Source organism: Methylomonas rapida, assembly GCF_024360925.2.
Lineage (GTDB): Bacteria > Pseudomonadota > Gammaproteobacteria > Methylococcales > Methylomonadaceae > Methylomonas > Methylomonas rapida.
Genome location: NZ_CP113517.1, coordinates 2,835,068 through 2,855,796, shown reverse-complemented (window position 1 = coordinate 2,855,796; position 20,729 = coordinate 2,835,068). Strand labels below are relative to the sequence as shown.

Genomic DNA, 20,729 nt, shown 5'->3' with positions numbered 1-20,729 from the left:
TGCAGGCGCGTAGCTCAGTTGGTTAGAGCACCACCTTGACATGGTGGGGGTCGGTGGTTCGAGTCCACTCGCGCCTACCAAACATAAAGCACCGCTCGTCGGTGCTTTTTTTATTGTGGAATCGAAAATGCCAGTAATTATTCTTCCCGACGGTTCTCAGCGTCAATTCGAACAAGCCGTCACCGTAATGGATGTCGCCAAATCAATCGGTTCCGGTTTGGCTAAAGCCACCTTGGCTGGCAAGGTTGACGGCAAACTGGTTGATGCCAGTACGCTCATTGAAGATGATGCGGCTTTGCAGATCATCACCGTCAAAGATGAAGAAGGTGTAGACATCATACGGCATTCCACTGCTCATCTATTGGCGCAAGCCGTCAAACAATTATTTCCTGCTGCCCAGATTACTATCGGTCCTGTCATCGAAAACGGCTTCTACTACGACATTTCCTTCGAGCGCTCGTTTACGCCCGACGATTTAATCTCCATTGAAAACAAAATGCAGGAACTGGCGGCGCAAGATATGGCGATCAATCGCTCCGTGATGTCGCGCGACGAGGCGGTCAAGTTTTTCGAAGGCATGGGTGAAAAATACAAGGCCGAAATCATTGCCTCGATTCCGGCCAACGAAGATCTGTCGCTTTATACTCAAGGCGAATTCACCGACTTGTGCCGTGGTCCGCACGTGCCGAGTACCGGCAAGTTGAAAGCCTTCAAGTTGATGAAGATTGCTGGTGCCTATTGGCGCGGCGACTCCAACAACGAAATGTTGCAGCGTATTTATGGCACCGCTTGGACGGATAAAAAAGACTTGGCCGAGTACCTGCATCGCCTGGAGGAAGCCGAAAAGCGGGATCACCGTAAAATCGGCAAGGCGCTGGATTTGTTCCATACCCAGGAAGAAGCGCCGGGCATGGTATTCTGGCACGACAAGGGTTGGGCGGTTTATCAACAGGTCGAGCAATATGTCCGGGAAAAATTGCGGGTCAATGGCTACGGCGAAGTGAGAACGCCGCAAGTGGTCGATCGCAGTTTGTGGGAAAAGTCCGGTCACTGGGATAAGTTTAGTGCGATGATGTTCACCACGCATTCGGAAAATCGCGATTATGCGGTCAAGCCGATGAACTGTCCTTGTCATGTTCAGATTTACAATCAAGGCATCAAGAGTTATCGCGATTTGCCGGTACGGTTGGCGGAGTTCGGCTCTTGCCATCGCAACGAGCCGTCGGGTACTTTGCATGGTTTGATGCGGGTTCGTAACTTCGTGCAGGATGATGCGCATATTTTCTGTACCGAAGACCAAATCCAGTCCGAAGTATCGACCTTCATCGATTTGTTGTTCGAGGTTTACAAGGATTTTGGTTTCGAGGATGTCATCATCAAATTGTCTACTCGGCCGGAAAATCGCGTAGGTAGTGATGAGGTTTGGGATAAGGCCGAGAATGCCTTGGAATTGGCGCTGAATAACAAGGGGCTGGCTTGGGATTTGCAGCCGGGCGAGGGCGCGTTTTACGGGCCGAAGATCGAGTTTTCCTTGAAGGATTGCATTGGCCGGGTCTGGCAATGCGGTACGATACAGGTCGATTTTTCGATGCCGGACCGCTTGGGCGCCTCGTATATCGGCGAAGACAGCGCACGTCACGTGCCGGTGATGTTGCATCGGGCCATACTGGGTTCGTTGGAGCGATTCATTGGTATCTTGATCGAGCAGCATGCGGGGAATTTCCCGCTGTGGCTGGCTCCGGTTCAAGCCATGGTGATGAATATCACCGATCGCCAGTCCGATTACGCGGAGCAGGTTAGGCGAGAACTGGAAAAACAGGGCATTAGAGTCAAAATTGACTTGAGAAATGAGAAGATAGGCTTTAAAATCCGTGAGCATTCCATGCAGCGTGTGCCATATCTTTTGATTATCGGTGACAAAGAAATGGAAAATCAAACCGTAGCAGTTCGCACCCAAAAAGGTGAAGACCTGGGGAGTCTGGCAGTCAACGAGTTGATCGAACGCTTGAAAACCGAGATTGCGGACAGAAAATAATAACAACTTGGAGGATTAGGGTATCAGCTCTAAAAAAGATGCAACGCGCCTAAACGACGAAATCACCGCCAGACGGGTTCGCTTGATAGGTGCCGAAGGGGAACAAGTCGGGGTTGTTTCGATCGCCGAAGCATTACAAACTGCTTATGATGCAAGCATGGACTTGGTCGAGATTTCGCCCAACGCGGATCCGCCGGTTTGTAAAGTCATGGATTACGGCAAATACCAGTTTGAACAAAACAAAAAACTGCAAGCCGCCAAGAAAAAGCAGAAGCAAATCCAGATCAAGGAAATCAAATTCAGGCCAGGCACCGAAGAAGGTGACTACCAGGTCAAATTGCGCAGCTTGATCAAATTCCTGAACGAGGGTGACAAGACCAAAATCACTGTGCGCTTCAAAGGGCGCGAGTTGAGTCATCGTGAATTGGGCATGGATCTGTTGAAGCGCATCGAAACCGACCTGGAAGAAATCGCCGCCGTCGAGCAATTTCCCAAGCTGGAAGGCCGGCAAATGGTCATGGTCATGGGACCTAAAAAGAAAAAATAAGACCATCCTAATCCTAGATAATTCGGGTTACGCCGAAGGCTGACCCGATAAATTTTAGTTGTTTCGTTAAACAACTGGCGCTTCAGGATGAAGCGTCTATTGGCGGATTTACGCCAAAAATTCAATGGGGCCAAGCATTTTGCCTCACTGGGTTTTATCTCAGGGACTTAACTTTAATCATTGGAGAAAACAAATGCCAAAATTGAAAAGCCATAGCGGCGCAGGCAAGCGCTTCAAGAAAACCGGTTCAGGTGGATTCAAGTGCAAGCAATCGCACAAGCGTCATATCCTGACCAAAAAAACCACCAAACGTAAAAGACAACTGCGTAAAACAGCCATCCTGCATCCTTCAGATACGCCATTGGTAGCACGCATGCTGCCGTACAGTTGATTTGTCACCGTTATTGAAGAGAGTAGAACATGGCTAGAGTAAAACGCGGCGTCACCGCTAGAGCAAGACACAAAAAGATTTTAAAGCTGGCAAAAGGCTATTATGGTGCCCGTAGCCGGGTTTATCGCGTAGCGAAACAAGCCGTCATCAAGGCCGGTCAATATGCCTATCGCGACCGTAAACAGAAAAAACGCCAATTTCGTGCCCTGTGGATCGTGCGTATCAACGCTGCCGCACGTCAATTCGGCATTTCTTATAGCCGTATGATCAATGGCTTGAACAAAGCCAACGTGGCGATCGATCGTAAAGTGCTGGCCGATTTGGCCGTGCGCGATATCGAAGCGTTCGGCGAAATCGCCAAGATCGCCATTGCCAACCAAAGCAAGCCTTAATAGCTATTGCTTGCCGGTTTCACGGCAACTGGAAGAAATTGACTCCCCGCTCATGCGGGGAGTTTTTCGAGCGGCCTACAGAAAAAATGTCCGCCGTGTCATCCCCCCATTCAACAAAGTGAGCTGAGTCGTGTCGGCTAGTATCGAAGAAATTCTTACGCAGGCATTACAAGCGCTTGCGGACGCCAAAGACCTGTCCGAGCTGGATCAGGCCAGAGTTCATTACCTCGGTAAAAAAGGTTTGTTTACCGAACAGATGAAGGAACTGGGAAAACTTGATCCCGAACAGCGCAAAAGCGTTGGCCAAGTCATCAACACCGCAAAAAACAGTTTTCAGGAAGCCCTGGATAGTCGCAAGCAAAACCTGGAGTCGGCGGCATTGCAAGCGCGACTGGCGGCGGAGCGTATTGACGTGACGTTACCGGGCAGAGGCCAAGCCATCGCCGGCCTCCATCCCGTCACCGTAACGATGCGCCGCATCGGCAAAATTTTTGCCGACGCCGGTTTCGACATCGCCGAAGGTCCCGAAATCGAAGACGACTATCATAATTTTGGTGCATTGAACATTCCCGAGCATCATCCTGCGCGGGCGATGCACGACACCTTCTATTTCGATGCGCATACCGTGCTTAGAACCCATACCTCGCCGGTGCAGATCAGGGTCATGGAATCCTCCGAACCTCCACTGAAAGTCATCGCGCCAGGCCGTGTGTATCGTTGCGACTCGGACATGACTCATTCGCCGATGTTTCATCAGGTCGAAGGCTTTCTGGTCGATACCGACGTCAGTTTCGGCGATCTGAAAGGGGTGATTTTCGAATTTTTACGCGCCTTTTTCGAAAAAGACGTGAATGTGCGTTTCCGCCCGTCTTATTTTCCATTTACCGAACCTTCCGCCGAATTCGACGTTTCTTGCGTGATGTGCGACGGCAAGGGCTGCCGGGTTTGCAAACAGACCGGCTGGCTGGAAGTCGGCGGCTGCGGCATGATACATCCGGAAGTCTTCAAATCGGTCGGCATCGATCACGAGCGTTATTCCGGCTTCGCCTTCGGCACGGGCGTCGAGCGCCTGGCGATGATGCGCTACGGCATCAACGATTTGAGAATGTTCTTCGAGAACGATCTCAAATTCCTGCAACAGTTTAAATGAGAGTGGTTTGAGTCATGCAAGTAAGTGAAGCGTGGTTGAGGGAACTGATCAATCCACCCGTCAACACAGAACAATTGGTCGCCCAATTGACTATGGCCGGTTTGGAGGTCGATGCGGTAACGCCCGTTGCGGCCGAGTTCGGCGGCGTCGTGGTGGGGCAGGTGCTCAGCACCGAGCAACATCCGAATGCTGACAAACTTAGGGTTTGCCAGGTCAATGTCGGCCAAGCGGAGCCTTTGCAAATCGTCTGCGGCGCCAGCAATGTGCGTCCGGGGCTGAAAATTCCCGCCGCTCTCATTGGCGCGGTCTTGCCGGGCGATTTCAAGATCAAGCAATCCAAGCTGCGCGGCGAATTGTCATTCGGCATGCTGTGCTCTGAAACCGAATTGGGCTTGGCGACGAGTTCCAGCGGCTTGATGGAATTGCCCGACGATGCGCCTGTCGGCACGGACATTCGCAATTATTTGATGTTGAACGATAATGTCATCGAACTGGGTTTGACGCCGAATCGGGCGGATTGTTTGAGCGTCGAAGGCGTGGCTCGTGAAGCGGCTGTGTTGAATAAGCTGGCGTTCCAGAACCTTGCTGTCGAACCGGCAGCGGTCGTTCATCAAGAGACCTTGGAAATCAAGGTCGAAGCGCCCGAAGCCTGTCCGGTTTATCTAGGTCGTTTGATCAAAGGCATCGATCAAAACGCGCAAACGCCATTATGGATGCAGGAACGCCTGCGCCGTTCGGGGATTCGTAGTCTGAGCCCGGTGGTCGATGTCACCAATTATGTGTTGTTGGAGCTGGGCCAGCCCTTGCACGCCTTCGACGCCGCCAAATTGGCAGCGCCCATCGTGGTTCGCAACAGCCGTAAAGGTGAAAGCCTGGCTTTGTTGAACGATCAGACCATCGAGCTGGTCGGCGAAGCCTTGGTCATCGCCGACCAGAAACAAGCCCTGGCCCTGGCCGGCGTGATGGGCGGCAGTGCCAGCGCCGTGTCCGACAGCACGCAGGACATTTTCCTGGAATGCGCATTTTTCACGCCGCGCAGCATTGCCGGCAAGGCGCGGGGTTTTGGTTTGCATACCGATTCGTCGCACCGTTTCGAGCGTGGCGTCGATTTTACCTTGCAGCAACGCGCAATCGAGCGGGCCACGCAGCTGATCGTCGAAATCGCCGGCGGCAGTGTTGGTCCAATCAATGCGGTCGTCTGCGAAACGCATTTGCCGGCACGGCAGCCGGTCAAGTTGCGCAAACAACGTCTGGAAAAACTACTCGGCATTACACGATCGAACGCAGAAATTAGCAGTCTATTCCAAGGTCTGGGCATGCAGGTCATCGAATCCGCCGATGGCTGGGAAATCACCCCACCCGGTTTTCGTTTCGATATCGCAATCGAAGAAGATCTACTGGAAGAGGTCGGTCGTATCGTAGGCTATGACAATTTGCCCACGCGCACGCTAATGATGCGTACCAAACTGGGAAACGCCACCGAAGCCTTGCTGCCGATGGCAAGATTGCAGGATTGCCTGGTCGACAGGGGCTATCAGGAAGCAATTACGTATAGTTTTGTCGACGAAGCCATGCAAAAGGCCGTGGCGCCGAATGACGAGTTCATTCGTCTACAAAACCCGATTTCTTCGGAATTGGCGGTAATGCGTACGACATTGTGGAGCGGTTTGTTGGATGCCGCGCTGTACAACGTCAATCGCCAACAAACACGCGTGCGTTTGTTTGAAACAGGTTTGCGTTTCATTCGGCACAATGGCGAGACACTGCAACAAAAAATGCTGGCCGGTCTGGCTTTAGGTAGCGCTTACGCCGAGCAATGGGGTGAAAAGAGCAGAGACATCGACTTTTTTGATGTGAAAGCCGATGTGGAAGCGTTGCTGGCTTTGTCTGGCAGTGGTTTGAGTTTTCAGCCGTCGCAACACCCCGCATTACATCCAGGACAGACGGCTGAAATCGTTGACGCTAACGCGGATTTTGTCGGCTTGATTGGCATGTTGCATCCTAATCTGGAAAAGCAGCTAGGTTTCGATGGTCCTGTTTTTCTGTTTGAATTGATTCAGGATAAAATTTTGCAACGCGAGGTGCCTAAATTTGCGCCGTTGTCTAAATTTCCATCCGTACGTAGAGATGTGGCCTTATTGGTTCGGCAGGAAATTTCGGCCAAGCAAATTCTGGATTGCATTGAAAGCAGTCGAGAAGCGTCGGTGCGGGACGTGTCTATATTCGATGTTTATCAAGGCAAGGGCATAGAAGAGGGTTTTAAAAGTGTCGCGTTGAGTCTTGTGTTGCAAGATTTCGCGCAAACGCTCACTGACTCTGAAATTGATGCTATATTTCGCAGGTTGCTGGAAAAATTGTCGGCACAACTAGATGCAAAATTGAGGGAGTGATTGTGGCATTAACCAAAGCAGATATTGCTGAAAAACTGTTCGAAGATCTCGGTTTGAATAAACGTGAAGCCAAAGAAATCGTCGAGCTGTTTTTTGAAGAAATCAAACGCTCGCTTGAATGCGGCGAACAAGTCAAAATCTCCGGTTTCGGCAAATTCGAATTACGCGATAAAAGCGGGCGCCCCGGGCGTAACCCGAAAACGGGCGAGGAAATTCCGATTACGCCTCGCCGCGTCGTGACATTTAGAACCGGCCAAAAACTAAAAGCTCGAGTAGAAGCCTATGCTGGAACCCAGTAATAATAATGAATTGCCGGTCATACCGGCAAAAAGATATTTCACTATCGGTGAGGTCAGTGATTTGTGTGGCGTCAAACCACACGTCCTGCGTTACTGGGAACAGGAATTCAGTGAACTGAGCCCGGTCAAGCGGCGAGGCAATCGCCGTTATTACCAACGGCACGATGTTCTGCTGATTCGGCAGATACGCGCCTTGTTATATGAGCAAGGCTACACCATAGGCGGTGCCCGGGCGCATTTGGCAAGCGATCACGCCAAGGAAGATTCCCTGCGCACAAAGCAGTTGATACACCAAATGATAGGTGAGTTAGAGGATATTTTGGAACTTTTGAAGTAACATTTTCCTTGCAATATGGTATGATTGCATCTCTTTGTTGATCTCGACAAAAATCATACCATTCTTCATCGGGGCGTAGCGCAGCCTGGTAGCGCACTTGTCTGGGGGGCAAGTGGTCGTGGGTTCAAATCCCGCCGTCCCGACCAATTAAATCAATAAGTTATAGAAGCCTGTAAATTGATCGTTCGCATTTTTTGATTTTCGGGATACATTCCGGGATACATTTTTCTCTGCCTTGTATCCCGAACAGTGCAGCATGTTTTGTCCTTGATGCTTCCAATTCGGTGAAGTCGTTTCTGACGGCGGAATTGAATTGATACATAACCTATCTCGTCCAGACTAAGTTTCCCTCGAAAACTTTCCCAATCTACAGCTAATCAATTCAGATTGAGCAAGTCGAAACCTTGGGAAGCTTCGGCAAAGCCCCGTCTCAGATTAGAATCACTCCTCACATATTCTGCCATACCCTTGCAGTCCATCTGCTGGAGGCGGGTGTCGAGGTAAATGTTATCAGGGGATGGTTGGGGCACGTCAGTCTGAACACGACCAACAGATATGCTGAAATCACCATCCGCACGAAGGCTGACGCTTTGGAACTCTGCGAACCGGTTGTAGCAAACGTGGGTGCCGGGCACGCAAACCTGCGAGGCAAGACGATGTTGGAATGTTGGCCTGGCTGACCTCCTTATAGTCTGTGCTTTTTATAGGGGCGGTATTGGTGATGATTTTGACCGCCCAGATTTTGGGGTAGACGAAACAACCATCCCTCTGAGATGAGAGCAGCCATTCTCCGTTTTGATGTCTGGAGCGTTATGTGTCCAAATCCGAAATGAAACCCCTGAATTGTCTTAGCGTCGCAGCTAACAGGCACATAAATTAACGGGGCACATAAGGCCCATTTTGTGGCGCGCCACAAAATGGGCCATGATTAGCGCCGCCGCATTATAGTACAGCGCCGCTTTGACGACTTCGCGCGGGTACACGCTAGCGCCATCAATCGTACCCCGGAATAATTCATCGCAAGCGATGATGCGGTGTTGATTGTCAAGAACAGACACACAAATACTTCGTGCTCGTATGGCGCCAATTTCAATTTGATACAGTCCTTCGCCTTGTCCGGACTAGTCAAGGTTTCGCCTCGACTGAACGTGCGGTTGTAGATCTGAATCGTCTCGAAGATGACATCCTGTTCATCGGCCATACGGTAACGATTATTGGTTCCTCGAATGAATAACATGGGCTTTCTCCCGTAATCTAAAAAATTTGGAGAAAGCCGTCCCCTTCCGGGGTGGACTTTCTCCGGAAGGGTTGTCAAAAATGTTCAAAGCGTCGTTAGCGATGCCTGCAGACGTTGACCGTCGGCAGAGCACATTTCACTAAAGACGCTTAAGCTGGCGACATTACTGCGTCAGGTGTTTTGGAATGCGTGCTTGTTAAGCGGTCGTTCGCCAGAAAACCCGCCAATAGCCACGGGCTAACACAGCCGCAGCCATTGCCAATTGGGTTTCGACTACATTTCCGCAACGGTGACGACATCGCCATCATTGCCGAGCACGATTTGAAAGGTCCTGGAAAACAGCGCCGGACAACTGTTAAAGGTCGGCAACAGTCGTTGCAATGCGTCCGCTGGTTTGTCAGCCGTATTGGCCACCACGAAGTTATGAAAATCCCATTCATCGGCTTCCTTGGCGGATTCCATGAACGTATCCCATTCGTCGTAGTAGGACGATGCCTGGCAAACCACCAATCCGGATGTCTCCCGACTGGGTACGATGAAGCAGTCCTGATCCTCGTCATAGACGGCATCGTGATCGATGTCAACAGACTCGCCATTCAGGGTTAACCGGTATTTTTCACAAAATACCGCCTGACCACTCACCCATTGCCCTTCAAAAAACGCGCGGTGCGTTTCGTTGACGATGTCTAGGGTGATGACCGGCGCGTTCAAATCGACCAGGTACGAAAACAGCCAATGCCTGGCATCCAACCCCGGCCGAAACACCCGATAATCCCTGTGCCAAGCAAACATCCAGCGTAGCGCACCGACCTCATCGAGATCATCCAGGTCGGCGACTTTGACAAGGCCGTTTTCCACATCGCTTCGACTGACCGGTTGTGAAACCGCTGTCAAATTCACATTGCTGCAACCTTCCTTGATCGGATAGTCCTGAATAATCGCCAATACCTGTTGGGGCAATAACGGTACGTCATTCAGTAAATCCAGGCAGCGGTAGGTTTTCAGTGCGTTGTAGCCCTGTACAAACGCCACCGCCGACAGCTGGTGCTTGATCGCTTCCAGGCGTTGCCTGGCTTCCCGTTGCAGAACCTGCTTAACCTCGGCTATCACCTGTGCTTCATCAATCAACTTATCCCGATCCGGCAACCGCGCGAAAAACCGGCTTGAATCCAAATGGATCACATGACCGGGGTCTCGTTCGTGATGACTGTGATAGACCGGCAAGCCTTGCAGATACAGATGAAAATACTCCGACTGTCGTAACCAGTCTTCGCCCTGGGACAAACCATACAAATACAGCTCACCCAGTTCGGTCTTGATGAACGGTAATGTTGAGTTAACCGCTCGCGGCCGATCCAGACTGACACCGTTAAAGCGCACCTCAATCGGATATCCCCGTGCCAAGCGACGCAACTGGGATTCAATCCGATCCGCTTCCGGTTTGAACTGGGTCAACGTCAAACGCGTGATGCCTTGCCAGTCCGCGGGTTCGATCGCAATCGGTTGGAAGGCCAAAAGCTTGGCTGTACCCACCGAAAATCGACCGCCTTTGCTGTCGACGCTGATGGCATCGCAGGCAAAGATTGCCGACAAAAATCCCAATCCAAACGGATGTTCCCGTTCGATGACCTCAACATCCCAGCCGGACTCAGCTACGGTGAGTAACGTTTTCAAACAGGCAATGCCGCAGCCATCGTCACACACCGTCAAGGTTCGAGCGTCTTCCGAATACTCGAAGCTGACGAACGTGGCGCCGGCACGGCGGGCATTTTGCATCAGCTCTCCCAGTACCGTGGTGGACTGGGTAAAGCTGAAGCGTAGGTTGTTGATCAGTTTTTCGGGGTTTACCGATAATTGTGTGGTGTTCATGTGAGTTCCTCAAATAAAAAAGCCCCGAGGAAACGACACAGTCCAACCCCGACGGGGAGAACGGATCATCTCCCCGAGGCGGGTAGTACTGGCTAGGCCAGTGGTTAAGTTAAAGACCTGTATAACACCGGATTACGATGCCAAAGCCAGGTCGGTAGAAGATGGTAATGAGCCAGTCCATTCCAGCAAGCTGGATGGTTCGTTTTCCAATACCGCATCGGGATCGATGCCTCGGCTGGCAAGTACCGTGCTCATCGCCTGGGTTAACAGACGATGACCTCTTTCCCGTTCCGACTCGCCGCCGTGCTTGATCGCCCAAAAGGGATCGAAATGGATATGCCGGCTACTGCGAGGACACTGCCTGTTCACTTCGCTGTGAAACGCTCTGTCGAACGATTCTGCCTGTTCGAACTGCTGCCAGAAGCCTTGTCCGGCTTGAGTATCTACAGGCGGTAACCAGCGGCGCTGGCGACCGACCCAACGGTTCATGCGGTCGATCAAGGTTTTGCTCTTTGGAAAAAAGTGGATGGTGCCGACGCCTGGATAATAGCGAACGTCAAAATAACTGCCGCTGATCCGTTTTCCAGCCCGAAGTTCATGAAAATGCTGCCGAAACACCGACACCAAACTCACGTCCGCTTCGGTCTTACCATCGAGCAACGCAAACACCTTGTCGAAATCCGCTAACAGACGTTCCGACTCCCAGTTCAGACTGTTATGATAAGACTCAACTTTGTGCCCTGGTAGAACGAAACGCGTGGTTTTGATCCGCATCCCCAGCGTGCGATGTTTGTCATTGCTTTTCCAGCCCATGTAAAACACTGCATTGTCACTGTAATAGCGGGTGATCAAATCAAACACATCGCACACCATGCTCAGTTGAATTTCACCTTGCTGATCGATGATGCCTTGCAGAAAGCCGTAGATATTCGACACGGTAAATTCCAAGGATTTCACCGTTTCGAAATCCGACTCCAAGCGTTTCTGCGCCGCCGATGACAAGCGCGAAGTGACCTGTGTCGAGCGTAAGATGCTGGCCCAGGCCCGATTCTTCAGATCGTGATAACGTTTGAACAGCGACCGCTTCACCGCATCCGATGACGAGTCGTCTTCACTACTGATACCGCCACCGCTCAGTTCGCCGAGCGTTTTGCCCAGCATGGTCCGATAACGGCTGGCTCGGGCTTCACTGACCACGGCCTGTCGCGCTGCTTCGACCGCGGCATTGAACATCAACACCGCGTTATCGATGAAGGCATTCGTCAAGGCCAACTCATGGGGCAGTTGAAACTCGCCCGCCACATCGTCGGCCTCCCGGCGATCCTGGCGCAAATCGTCCAGAATGCTAACGATAACGGCATGGCGGCGGTGTCATCCCAAAGGGTGGCATCGTTGAATGCCTGCTCGGCAATCTGTTGTGCCGTTTCCGGACTATCCGCGGTGATGCCAATCGACACGCGGTGAACATAGTCGATTTCGTAGGAAACAACGAAGAGCCGATTTACACCCTTCACCGTGACATTGGCGTAGGCGGGGTCTTCGACTGGCGATTCGGTTTACACCGATTCACCCTCGATCAATGCGCTTTCATAAGGCTCGATCTCCTTGTTGCAGTCTGGACAGCGATCGTTACAGCCGCAATCCCATATATCCTCCCATTCGGTTTGGCAGTAAGGACAGCGGTACTGATTCAGATAGCGAACCGTGCTGTTTTCGGCAGAGGTTGTGCCAACTCTGGGTTGGTTGATTGTTTTCATGGTCATGTCCTCCAAAAAATGCAGGAGCGACCACCCGACAGGATGAGGTTCCTGCAGGGTTAAAAACGCTGCATTAAGCCTAAATCTGGCTCATGCAGCGGGGTTGAATTCGCGTAAAAATCGGTATATGGTGACTAAAACTCATTAAAAAGCAGAGAAATAGCCATGTTTGACGATATTTTGCGCATTTTTGATTTTCTCAGTCCTAAGCAGACCGAGAGTACGCAAGCAGTACGAAAACCGATGGCAATACCACTCGATCCCAGACTGAATGCGTTAAATCTTTGCAAAACAATTTTGACCAAGTTGGATGCCGCGGAAGCCGATGTGTTGCAAAACATCGACTATCCGAAGCGAGCCTGGACGTTGTTGAGCAATGTCCGGCAATTGCGACGGGAAACCTTTGAGGATCTCCAGTCGCTGTTGCCGGACGGCTTTCGCTTCGACGAACCCACGGTTGACTTGGCTAAGCCAGTACGCACCGTGATAACACAAAACGGCGCGACGCTTGCGGTTTTCAATGGCGGACAGACTCACTGACTGGCGTCGATAAACCGTTGCCTTTCAGTGCTGCCCGTAATTGGGATACCTGATGCGGAACTTTCTGAGTTTCTACACCAGCAACCGCAAGCGATTGCTTTTTCGAGCGCCGAGGTTTTTTGACTTCAGGCTCGGGACTTTCGATCACTGGTTTGATTTTCAATAACTCCCGTTCCAGTTTGGCGATTTGAATATCCGCCTCGTAGATCTCGATGGTTTTTAACTTCGCCTGTAATTGCGCTTCCAGTCGGACATCCTCACGATTGACACCGTGATTGCGTGTCTGAATTTCCTGACGCACCGAATCCGATATCGCCAACCAATCCATGCCCTCGCGGCTACGTGGCATGATGACCGGTAGCCGGTTACGTGCTTGGCGCTTGCTTTGATAGCTGCGAAACATTTGAGACACGTGTTTCAATGTGCTCAGCAGTTGCAACGCCGTTGCCCAGATTACCCGCAAGGCGAGGATGAACAGCGCCAAAATAATGATGCCGAAAACAAAGTTCATTGAAGTTCTCCTTTGAAAATTTAAGAAACACTTCGAATGAACAGCACCCGGCCGGGCGATGGTCGCCCGAAGCGGGTTTTAGATTTGCAGCAGTTCATACCCCTGCGCTTTACATCGGGCTTGACGCACCCGACACGATCACGGTTTAACGTGCTCGCCGCCTAACGACGGAACGCCGACCGAAGTCGGATTCAGCATCCTTCGAAAAGAACGCATGAAATGTCTGCTTGTCGAATGGACTCCAGGAATTGAGTGCATTCGACAATATGCGGTTGCAATCAGCTACCCGTAGCCATAATCCAAGGCATTAAGCCAAGGATTGGGCTACGGATAACGGACTGAGGATTACGCCGCTAACAACACCGCTTTCGAGAGCTCGAACAATTGCGCTCTCAGCTCTGAAAGATCGTTAATGGTGATGGCAACCGGGAAGAGATGACTGACATCCAGTCCCAACCCCACACCGACGGTTTCAATACCGCTATCGCGGCAGCGCTGCAACAACTCCAGTGTGCTCAGTGACTCGTTGGGCTGACCATCGGTCATCACCATCAACACTTTGCGCGGTTCCCTGCATCGCAGCAGTGACGCCACACCAAACCAAATCGCTTCAGTCATTGGTGTACTGCCGGCGGCGGCTACCGAAAAGGCACCGGTTCGAGCATTCACACGTTGACCATGTTCCAGCAAGCGATAGACCGAATCGTCCTGACGCCCTGGAAACGCGGTGACGCCGGGATTAACCCCCGGAATCTCTTCAAAGGCCAAGGCCAGCGCTAAGGTCGCTTCCAACGCAATCGGCATACGCGATCCAATCGGTTGCCCTTGGCTATCTGTCACCTGATAACCCATGCTTTCGGATTTATCGAGTAATAAATGAATCGCCGTATTCGGTGCCGCTTTCGCCTGTTGACGTTGAAATACCCTGATTTCACCGAGAGGCAGGCGATGCAAACGCTTGCCATCCAGCCGCCGACCACGACAGGCATGTTGCGTGCGGCTCAGGGTTTGCGATTGCACGATGCCTTGCAGCGCGGCACGGATTTTTCCCGATTCGCCTTGCACCTTGCGCAGTAAAATCGCACCGGCTCGTTCGTCCATGGGCGGTTCGAGGCCACTGGGCATCAGCAGTTCCGACACGTTTTCCGCCGTCAACGACAACGCCGATTTCAATGACTCGAATATATCCTGCTCGATGTCAGCGTCTTCGGCGGACAATAGGGTTTGCAAGATGCCAATCGGATCGGCAATCTCCGTGTTTTCTTCATCTTCACCTTGCGGGTCGGATGTCGAACTGTCGGATGGCGTTGTCGGTTCATCGTCAGGATTTTTGGGATTCGAATCATCATTACCCGCCGGTTCTGAAGACGTATTGTCGTCAGTATCGTTGGGTAATCGTTCATCGGGTTCCACTTCATCTTGGGAATCCTGGTCATTCGAATCGTCCGAATCTTCTGAGTCTGCGTCTTGATCCGCATCATCCGATTCAGGCGAACCTTCCTCATTTTCAGATTGTTGCGCCTGATTCCGCTGCCGTTGTTGCTCGAATGCTTCCTCGATCATGGTCAGGATGCGATCGGTCAAATGCAGGCAATCGGACTCCGATTGCAAACCTTCCGGTACTTCGGACAGCAAGCCTTTCAGCCGCGTCACCGCACCGTTTGGAAACGTTGCCTTCAATGCGATTTCGGTTTCCTCGACCAACGGCCGTAACGCCGACTGACCCAATACACTGGCACGCAAGCTTTTCAAGACATAGCTGTACAGAATATTAGCTGGATGTTCGTCGATACGGCTGGCGACAAAGTCGCCTTTGGCAATCATCTTTTCGATGACCGTACGTATCGTCAGTCGAGTCCCCGGAAAGTCTTTGGCCAATTCGTGCTCGATGCGGACATCTTCAATGGCATTGCAAAGCCGCCGACGTAAGACCGAATGCCCATAGCGCAGCGTAAAATCCGAATAGCGAATATGCGCCGCTTCATGCGCTAACAGACCCCAGGCGACATCCTGATAATCCGGATCGTCGCCCTCATAGGCCGGCAATTGAATCGATTTGCCATCGGTATAAGCTTGTTCACCACCGACGCTGACTTTGACGCCAAAGCGATTGCCAATGGCCGCCGCAACGATGGGAAAGGCGTTGTGTAAGGTTCTATTTTTCATGGTGTGCTCCAATTGTGGGGGCAAACCATGGCCCCAGCGGGACATGACTTTGCCCCCGTGGGTTTAGTGTTAAAGGGTTTCAGCGCATTCAGAACCAGTAATCCTGGTCGGAATCGTCGGTTTCCTCATCGTTTCCCGCAGTCACCGTTATCGGTTCTGCAGGAGCTTCAGAGTGATTAGGTTTATCTGCATCATGACCGGCTTCCAGATCAGACTGATGGTTAATCAGCAAGACCTCCAAAGCCCAGTCTTCCGTTGCCGATTCCGCTTCCAGATCATCATCAAAGATGCCGTCAAACAGATCGGTAAAATCCGGATCGCTCGAAACGGACTCTGCAATGACAGGGATGACGGGTGTTGGTGATGCTGGCAATTCGGATGACTCGGGTTCCGTTGGATCGACGGTTTCTTCGACATCAACGTCAGTATCGGTCGCTAGCTTCGGTGCAGGCGCTTGCGCCGCCAACAAACCTTCACCGTGCCGCCGGGTTTTATCCGGATCGGCCAGCAACATCGCCGTGGCGAGGATTTCTTGCAGTAAACTGCCTTCGATCGATCCCCGATTCGGGATCTTGCCGAGCAAGTCGTCAATGGTTGCTACCACAGGCGCCACCCGATGATCCAGAAAACTCAAACCATCGAGTTTGTCGCGGATGCGTTTGATCGGCCTGAGCGCGTTGCGGGTGACTTGTTCCTTGCCGAGTAACGATTGCTCGACCAGCAAGTTGGCGTCCACCGCGATTTCATGGAACATCTGCTCGCTCAACGAACCGAGTTTGCTTTCCAGGCGTTCGACCTCCTGTGTTGGTATCTGTTCGGGTAAAGCGACCGAGACCACCAGGTAATCAAACGCCAAGCGGGTGGCGACCAAGGCCATTGAGTCGATGGCCTTTTCGATGATGCCGGCAAATTCCGGATGTTTGACCATCCAGTCTTGTACCGCCGCATCGTAGCCATCCAGAAACTCGGCCCGTGCCTGGGCAAAATCCCTGGCGATGCGATCCAGTTCCGCCGTGACCTGCGCCGCTGCCGCCACCGGTACGATGAAGCCGCCGAGAAATCGGGTGCCGACGCGCAAACAAATGCGTTCTGCTTCCTTCTTTAGCCGGTTGAACACCGAAAGCCGATCCGGGTCGAGCAAGCGCTTCGAGCCCAAACTGGCCAAATCCTCCGGTGGCAACTTGCTCCCATCGGCCAGTACCAGATCCTCCTTGTTGAGCTTCTTGCGCGCGCCGTAAATCGTGGCGTCGACTTTGATCAAGACCACTTGGTCCAGAATGAGTTGGGTGTGTGTCATGAGTGCCTCCTTGGGAAGAAGGCACACCGACCCCGCTGGGGCGAATGGCCCCTTCCGGGTGATTGTTAAAAATGCCTGTATCGAACCCGATATAGGAATACAAGGCTGGGCCTTCAGAGAATCAAAACCAATGATCGGTGTGATCCGCCATGGCCAATGCCAGGTTGAGCCTCGGTTTCAAAAGCCCCAGGCTTTCCGCCAACGGCCTAAGCACTTCGACGTTGGTATCGAATAACGCCAATACCTCGGTTTCGGCTTTCAAGTCCGCCGACACGTCGCGGCCGCTTTCGGTCGCAATGCCGACCGAAACGCCAGGAAAGGCAGCCTGCTTCAAGGCCATCAACCACAGCCAAGGCAATATTCCGTGTTCACGGTGGATTTGCCCGCTGAGATCAAAAGCCTCTTTGCCCAGGCTGGCATCGACCAACCGTTGCCAACCGGACCAGTCGCTTGCGGCAAGGCCTTGAGCCTGAGACCAGGCTTCCAGATCTCCCAACCAACGTCGTAGCGCGCTACCCATATCGAGCAAGGTCGCGTGCCCGGCACGGCAATCGACATGCCAATACAGCTTGTCGACCGTGATCGGTGGCGTTTCGGTCAGCATGGGCGCGGACCGGGGTAACCGGATATTGCCGTCATCATCGATTTCGACTTCTCCGACAAACACATAACCCTTGGCCTGTTTTTGCCGTTCGATATCGTGCTGGCGTATTCCCGTTCGCGTATTGATGCTCGGCAGACGAGAAGCTGTCTTGCCCCAACGCGTCGAGATCGAACCGTCAGCATTGGTGGTGACCGCCCAGTCTTTGGAACTGCCGTCAGCATTACGGTGACGGTATAAAGTCCAGGCGCTCATGGCTACACCGCCCAATCGTCTCCGAACACATCCTTGGCGATGCGATGAATCGCTTCGCGTTCGGCGGGTTCGGCTCGGAAGGTCAAGGCCCGATCCAACGAATAGGCGAGGGCATTGGGCGCACTTTTAAAGGTGGCGACCAACGAAGCCCAGCGCACTAAACCGCGCGTCGATAAGGTCACCGACAACATACCGCCGCCATCCGCACCGCCGATGAAGACTTTACGAATCTGATTGGCGACTTTGATCATGCTTTCCCGTACCGATTCCGGCATGGTTGGCACCACATCGGCCAACAACTTCATTTCGTCTTCCGGTTCGGGGTAACCGACTTCCATCAAGCGAAACCTGTCTAAAAACGCCAAGTTTTGCCGCAACACCCCTTGATACAATCCCGATTGATCACCCGATCCAGCACTATTGCCGGTGGCCACCAAACGAAACTTGGGATGCGGAGCAATCACATCGCCGGTTTGCGGAATCGTTAGAGGTTTTCCTTCAACAATTTCATTCAAGCCAATCAGTTCGGCTGGATCGATGGCATCGATTTCGTTGATCAACAGCACATGGCCCAGGCGAACCGCCAGGGTCAACGGACCATCGATCCACTTCATGCCGCCGCCGTCGACCAGCATATACTGGCCGAGCAGATCATTGAGTTCCAGTCGACCGTGACCGGTGACCGAATGCACGCCCCAGTTGAGACGCGCCGCGACTTGTTCCAACAACGAGGTTTTACCGGAACCGGTCGGACCAGTCAGGTATAAGCCATCGCCATTATGAGCGCCTAAAAACGCCAACACATCCCGCAAGTGATCCTTGCGAAACACATACGGCTTGATAGCCGGCACATAAGGGTTATTGGCCGGGGCAAAGCCTTCCACTTTCATGGACGCCGGGGCCTGAATGCCGAAGGTGTCGGCAATGGAATAGGATTGATACATGGTGAGCTCCTCGAGGACTAGCCTCAAATAACAAGGGGCGCACCGGTCCCGAGGGGTGATGAGCCCCAACGGGTGAATAAAGCCCTGGTCAACCAGGATGGATTAAAAAATCAACGTAGCTGCATGACGCAGTACATCGCCCATTCGGCACGGGCCAATAGCTCCCGATCCATCAAACGCAGAATGCGCTGAATGTCGCTTCTCAAACCGGGGTCCGAGAGTTGACGGTGCATGTCCAGCAACAACCGCTTTTTGACCTGGATGTCATCGTTATGCGCAACGTTCAACCAGCATTGAAAAGTTTTCCAAAAGTCGTGATTCATAATGACCTCCTTCAATCAATAAAAGGGGTCACCAAGTCCCGCAAAGGTGATGAACCCCAACGGGACAAACAAAAACACCAGGCTTGACGCACCTGGCACACGAGGCAAACGCTCATGCCGCTTAACAACGGAACGCCGGTCGAAACCGGATTCGGGATTCCACGAAGGGAATGCCTGAACGATGCGGGTTTTGGGTTGGACTTTTTTTAAAAGCCCAGCCTAAAACCGACATGCCCGAACCGAATCAATCATGACGTCAATGAATGAACATCCCGTAACCACCAGGGTTACAGGATGTCGTTAAACGAACCATCAAGACTCAAAACCAAAAGTCCACGCCCACCAGGTCTTTCAAGGCTTGAGCATCAAACGGCACTTCGGCATGCTTGCCGTCGTCGTCCCGGCAGGTCACGCGGACCCGTGTGGTGGACGGTTTTCGATAGACTTCCAGCGCCTCAGCCTGAACATCCGGTTGCAAGGCTTGCAGTGCCGCCTTGTAATCGATGGCACCCTGGCTTTGAAACCGGCTGATACGCAACCCGGAATGCTCTGCGGCCACGTAATCGCCCATCAATGTCACCAAGGTGTCTTCAATGCGCGACTGCTCGTCCTCCAACTGGTTGAGATGGCTTTTGAGATCTTGGATAGTCAACGCCCGCTGTCGATACGTTGCCGCCAGTTGTTGCCATTGCCGTTCTGCATCGCCTTGCGGCAAATACAAATCGCGTTCGGGATCCTTATGTGGTTCCTTTTTCGATTTCACCGCCGACCAGAAGTCCATCGCGGACTCGACCAGGGCGGTGAGAAAGGTCTCATCGCGCTGAATCTCAAATTCCACATCCTGGCCTTGGTGATAGAAAAACAAAAAACCGCGTTGTGCTTCGGCGACCAAGAGTTGCTGTTGCACTTGGCACCAATACAATTGATAGGCAGCCGAGGCTTCCCGGTTCAACACCACATCCAGAAACGTGGTCTCGTGCGGACATTTGATTTCGACGGGTTCTTGGTGTTCGGACAAGCCGTCGAACGAAGCCCGTATCAAAGGAAACTGCTCCGACTCGCCGCACAGTGGCAATAGCATCAGCTCGTGTTTATCCTCGAAGCGTTGCAGGGCCTCGGGCTCTTGCTGGATGCCGGCGCGGATCAACGGGTTGTTGTCCAAACTGGCTTCCAACACCAGACCAATCTTTTCTGCCCAGAGTCGCCAATAGCTTTTATACGGTGAGCGGTTCATGACGATGGCCGCTTCACTGGCACTGACGCCTTGTGAACGCCATTGCCGCCAGGCATCGGAACGTTGCGATACGTCGACGACCTTCATCGCGAAAATCCGGTCAACTGTACCTGGCAACCGAAGCGCACGGTCTCGATGCCGAGCTTGTGCAACTGGGTCTGGCAGCGCCGGGCCCAATGGCCATCACCGAACAGCAACAGCAGTTCGTCTTGCGCCGGCAGACAGACTCCGCCAAAACTCTCGGCCAGTGTCGTTAGTTCTGGTCGGCTCAAGGGCTGCGGATTGCGCTCGCAGTGCTGGGGTCGCCATAGGCGTTCCAGAAACCCCCGGCCGTGACGGCGTAATACCGTGGGTGAATCGTAACGTTGCCAGTCGGTATGACAGGGCACGCGGTTCAATGATTGATCGATAGCATTCATGATCTCTCCTTATGAAGAAATTCAGAGCATCATGA

General features: G+C 52.5%; 23 protein-coding genes and 2 tRNA genes. 12 read left to right on the top strand and 13 right to left on the bottom strand.

The window, feature by feature from the left end; translation table 11 throughout:
• The first annotated feature begins 3 nt into the window (after positions 1–3).
• The 11 genes from NM686_RS13415 to NM686_RS13365 all read left to right on the top strand — a co-directional run bounded on the left by NM686_RS13415 (position 4) and on the right by NM686_RS13365 (position 8,221).
• Positions 4–80 (top strand) — tRNA-Val (locus tag NM686_RS13415).
• 47 nt (positions 81–127) lie between these two features.
• Complete coding sequence (gene thrS, locus NM686_RS13410; protein WP_255188347.1) at positions 128–2,035, top strand: threonine--tRNA ligase; 1,908 nt, start codon at positions 128–130, stop codon at positions 2,033–2,035.
• Positions 2,036–2,057: 22 nt separating this feature from the next.
• On the top strand, positions 2,058–2,582 hold the full coding sequence (gene infC, locus NM686_RS13405) for a translation initiation factor IF-3 (RefSeq protein ID WP_255188604.1): 525 nt from the start codon (positions 2,058–2,060) through the stop codon (positions 2,580–2,582).
• Positions 2,583–2,775: 193 nt separating this feature from the next.
• Positions 2,776–2,973 (top strand): 50S ribosomal protein L35, encoded by a 198-nt coding sequence (gene rpmI, locus NM686_RS13400; protein ID WP_255188346.1) that lies wholly within the window; start codon positions 2,776–2,778, stop codon positions 2,971–2,973.
• Positions 2,974–3,002: 29 nt separating this feature from the next.
• Entirely contained in the window at positions 3,003–3,365 is a 363-nt protein-coding gene (gene rplT / locus NM686_RS13395) for a 50S ribosomal protein L20 (RefSeq protein WP_255188345.1), read from the top strand.
• Positions 3,366–3,495: 130 nt separating this feature from the next.
• Complete coding sequence (gene pheS / locus NM686_RS13390) at positions 3,496–4,515, top strand: phenylalanine--tRNA ligase subunit alpha (protein ID WP_255188344.1); 1,020 nt, start codon at positions 3,496–3,498, stop codon at positions 4,513–4,515.
• A 14-nt stretch (positions 4,516–4,529) separates the two neighbouring features.
• Positions 4,530–6,905 (top strand): phenylalanine--tRNA ligase subunit beta, encoded by a 2,376-nt coding sequence (gene pheT, locus NM686_RS13385; protein WP_255188343.1) that lies wholly within the window; start codon positions 4,530–4,532, stop codon positions 6,903–6,905.
• 2 nt (positions 6,906–6,907) lie between these two features.
• On the top strand, positions 6,908–7,204 hold the full coding sequence (gene ihfA / locus NM686_RS13380) for an integration host factor subunit alpha (protein ID WP_255188342.1): 297 nt from the start codon (positions 6,908–6,910) through the stop codon (positions 7,202–7,204).
• Positions 7,188–7,541, top strand: coding sequence for a MerR family transcriptional regulator (locus NM686_RS13375; RefSeq protein ID WP_255188341.1), 354 nt, complete (start codon positions 7,188–7,190; stop codon positions 7,539–7,541). Before ihfA ends, NM686_RS13375 begins: the two co-directional genes overlap by 17 nt.
• A gap of 69 nt (positions 7,542–7,610) precedes the next feature.
• Positions 7,611–7,687, top strand: a tRNA-Pro gene (locus tag NM686_RS13370).
• A 258-nt stretch (positions 7,688–7,945) separates the two neighbouring features.
• Positions 7,946–8,221: a tyrosine-type recombinase/integrase gene (locus tag NM686_RS13365; protein WP_255188340.1), complete on the top strand. Its 276-nt coding sequence runs from the start codon at positions 7,946–7,948 to the stop codon at positions 8,219–8,221.
• Positions 8,222–8,401: 180 nt separating this feature from the next.
• Here the strand turns inward: NM686_RS13365 and NM686_RS21810 are convergent, their stop codons facing one another.
• The 5 genes from NM686_RS21810 to NM686_RS13340 all read right to left on the bottom strand — a co-directional run bounded on the left by NM686_RS21810 (position 8,402) and on the right by NM686_RS13340 (position 12,404).
• Complete coding sequence (locus tag NM686_RS21810) at positions 8,402–8,599, bottom strand: JAB domain-containing protein (protein ID WP_255188339.1); 198 nt, start codon at positions 8,597–8,599, stop codon at positions 8,402–8,404.
• 452 nt (positions 8,600–9,051) lie between these two features.
• Positions 9,052–10,647 carry an ATP-binding protein gene (locus NM686_RS13355; protein WP_255188338.1) on the bottom strand — a complete coding sequence of 532 codons (1,596 nt, stop codon included), beginning with the start codon at positions 10,645–10,647 and terminating at the stop codon, positions 9,052–9,054.
• 132 nt (positions 10,648–10,779) lie between these two features.
• Positions 10,780–11,949 carry a DUF4942 domain-containing protein gene (locus NM686_RS13350; RefSeq protein WP_255188337.1) on the bottom strand — a complete coding sequence of 390 codons (1,170 nt, stop codon included), beginning with the start codon at positions 11,947–11,949 and terminating at the stop codon, positions 10,780–10,782.
• Entirely contained in the window at positions 11,910–12,161 is a 252-nt protein-coding gene (locus tag NM686_RS13345; RefSeq protein ID WP_269021798.1) for a hypothetical protein, read from the bottom strand. Before NM686_RS13345 ends, NM686_RS13350 begins: the two co-directional genes overlap by 40 nt.
• A 42-nt stretch (positions 12,162–12,203) precedes the next feature.
• A complete protein-coding gene (locus NM686_RS13340; protein ID WP_255188335.1) occupies positions 12,204–12,404 on the bottom strand; it encodes a hypothetical protein in 201 nt (66 codons plus the stop codon).
• A 165-nt stretch (positions 12,405–12,569) separates the two neighbouring features.
• Between NM686_RS13340 and NM686_RS13335 the strand changes: the two genes are divergently transcribed.
• A complete protein-coding gene (locus tag NM686_RS13335; protein WP_255188334.1) occupies positions 12,570–12,944 on the top strand; it encodes a hypothetical protein in 375 nt (124 codons plus the stop codon).
• Here NM686_RS13335 and NM686_RS13330 read toward each other — a convergent pair.
• From NM686_RS13330 to NM686_RS13295, 8 genes are all read right to left on the bottom strand, one after another.
• Positions 12,922–13,455, bottom strand: a complete 534-nt coding sequence (locus NM686_RS13330; RefSeq protein WP_255188333.1) for a hypothetical protein — start codon at positions 13,453–13,455, stop codon at positions 12,922–12,924. The two genes, NM686_RS13335 and NM686_RS13330, sit on opposite strands and share 23 nt — an antisense overlap.
• 345 nt (positions 13,456–13,800) lie before the next feature.
• Entirely contained in the window at positions 13,801–15,621 is a 1,821-nt protein-coding gene (locus NM686_RS13325; protein ID WP_255188332.1) for a VWA domain-containing protein, read from the bottom strand.
• Positions 15,622–15,709: 88 nt separating this feature from the next.
• On the bottom strand, positions 15,710–16,918 hold the full coding sequence (locus NM686_RS13320) for a DUF3150 domain-containing protein (RefSeq protein ID WP_255188331.1): 1,209 nt from the start codon (positions 16,916–16,918) through the stop codon (positions 15,710–15,712).
• A 121-nt stretch (positions 16,919–17,039) separates the two neighbouring features.
• A complete protein-coding gene (locus NM686_RS13315; protein ID WP_255188330.1) occupies positions 17,040–17,774 on the bottom strand; it encodes a hypothetical protein in 735 nt (244 codons plus the stop codon).
• A gap of 2 nt (positions 17,775–17,776) precedes the next feature.
• The gene (locus tag NM686_RS13310) at positions 17,777–18,718 is read right to left on the bottom strand and encodes an AAA family ATPase (RefSeq protein ID WP_255188329.1); all 942 of its coding nucleotides are present in this window, start codon (positions 18,716–18,718) and stop codon (positions 17,777–17,779) included.
• A 110-nt stretch (positions 18,719–18,828) separates the two neighbouring features.
• Positions 18,829–19,041, bottom strand: a complete 213-nt coding sequence (locus NM686_RS13305) for a hypothetical protein (protein WP_255188328.1) — start codon at positions 19,039–19,041, stop codon at positions 18,829–18,831.
• Positions 19,042–19,360: 319 nt separating this feature from the next.
• Positions 19,361–20,362 (bottom strand): YqaJ viral recombinase family nuclease, encoded by a 1,002-nt coding sequence (locus NM686_RS13300; RefSeq protein ID WP_255188326.1) that lies wholly within the window; start codon positions 20,360–20,362, stop codon positions 19,361–19,363.
• Complete coding sequence (locus NM686_RS13295) at positions 20,359–20,694, bottom strand: hypothetical protein (protein ID WP_255188325.1); 336 nt, start codon at positions 20,692–20,694, stop codon at positions 20,359–20,361. The genes NM686_RS13300 and NM686_RS13295 overlap by 4 nt, the downstream gene beginning before the upstream one ends.
• Positions 20,695–20,729: the final 35 nt, after the last annotated feature.

Bases quoted from the DNA above. Each gene is read 5' to 3' on its own strand.
- thrS (WP_255188347.1), top strand. From the start codon at position 128: ATGCCAGTAATTATTCTTCCCGACGGTTCTCAGCGTCAATTCGAACAA.
- rpmI (WP_255188346.1), top strand. From the start codon at position 2,776: ATGCCAAAATTGAAAAGCCATAGCGGCGCAGGCAAGCGCTTCAAGAAA.
- rplT (WP_255188345.1), top strand. From the start codon at position 3,003: ATGGCTAGAGTAAAACGCGGCGTCACCGCTAGAGCAAGACACAAAAAG.
- pheT (WP_255188343.1), top strand. From the start codon at position 4,530: ATGCAAGTAAGTGAAGCGTGGTTGAGGGAACTGATCAATCCACCCGTC.
- NM686_RS13375 (WP_255188341.1), top strand. From the start codon at position 7,188: ATGCTGGAACCCAGTAATAATAATGAATTGCCGGTCATACCGGCAAAA.
- NM686_RS13355 (WP_255188338.1), bottom strand. From the start codon at position 10,647: ATGAACACCACACAATTATCGGTAAACCCCGAAAAACTGATCAACAAC.
- NM686_RS13340 (WP_255188335.1), bottom strand. From the start codon at position 12,404: ATGAAAACAATCAACCAACCCAGAGTTGGCACAACCTCTGCCGAAAAC.
- NM686_RS13335 (WP_255188334.1), top strand. From the start codon at position 12,570: ATGTTTGACGATATTTTGCGCATTTTTGATTTTCTCAGTCCTAAGCAG.
- NM686_RS13330 (WP_255188333.1), bottom strand. From the start codon at position 13,455: ATGAACTTTGTTTTCGGCATCATTATTTTGGCGCTGTTCATCCTCGCC.
- NM686_RS13325 (WP_255188332.1), bottom strand. From the start codon at position 15,621: ATGAAAAATAGAACCTTACACAACGCCTTTCCCATCGTTGCGGCGGCC.
- NM686_RS13320 (WP_255188331.1), bottom strand. From the start codon at position 16,918: ATGACACACACCCAACTCATTCTGGACCAAGTGGTCTTGATCAAAGTC.
- NM686_RS13315 (WP_255188330.1), bottom strand. From the start codon at position 17,774: ATGAGCGCCTGGACTTTATACCGTCACCGTAATGCTGACGGCAGTTCC.
- NM686_RS13310 (WP_255188329.1), bottom strand. From the start codon at position 18,718: ATGTATCAATCCTATTCCATTGCCGACACCTTCGGCATTCAGGCCCCG.
- NM686_RS13305 (WP_255188328.1), bottom strand. From the start codon at position 19,041: ATGAATCACGACTTTTGGAAAACTTTTCAATGCTGGTTGAACGTTGCG.
- NM686_RS13300 (WP_255188326.1), bottom strand. From the start codon at position 20,362: ATGAAGGTCGTCGACGTATCGCAACGTTCCGATGCCTGGCGGCAATGG.
- NM686_RS13295 (WP_255188325.1), bottom strand. From the start codon at position 20,694: ATGAATGCTATCGATCAATCATTGAACCGCGTGCCCTGTCATACCGAC.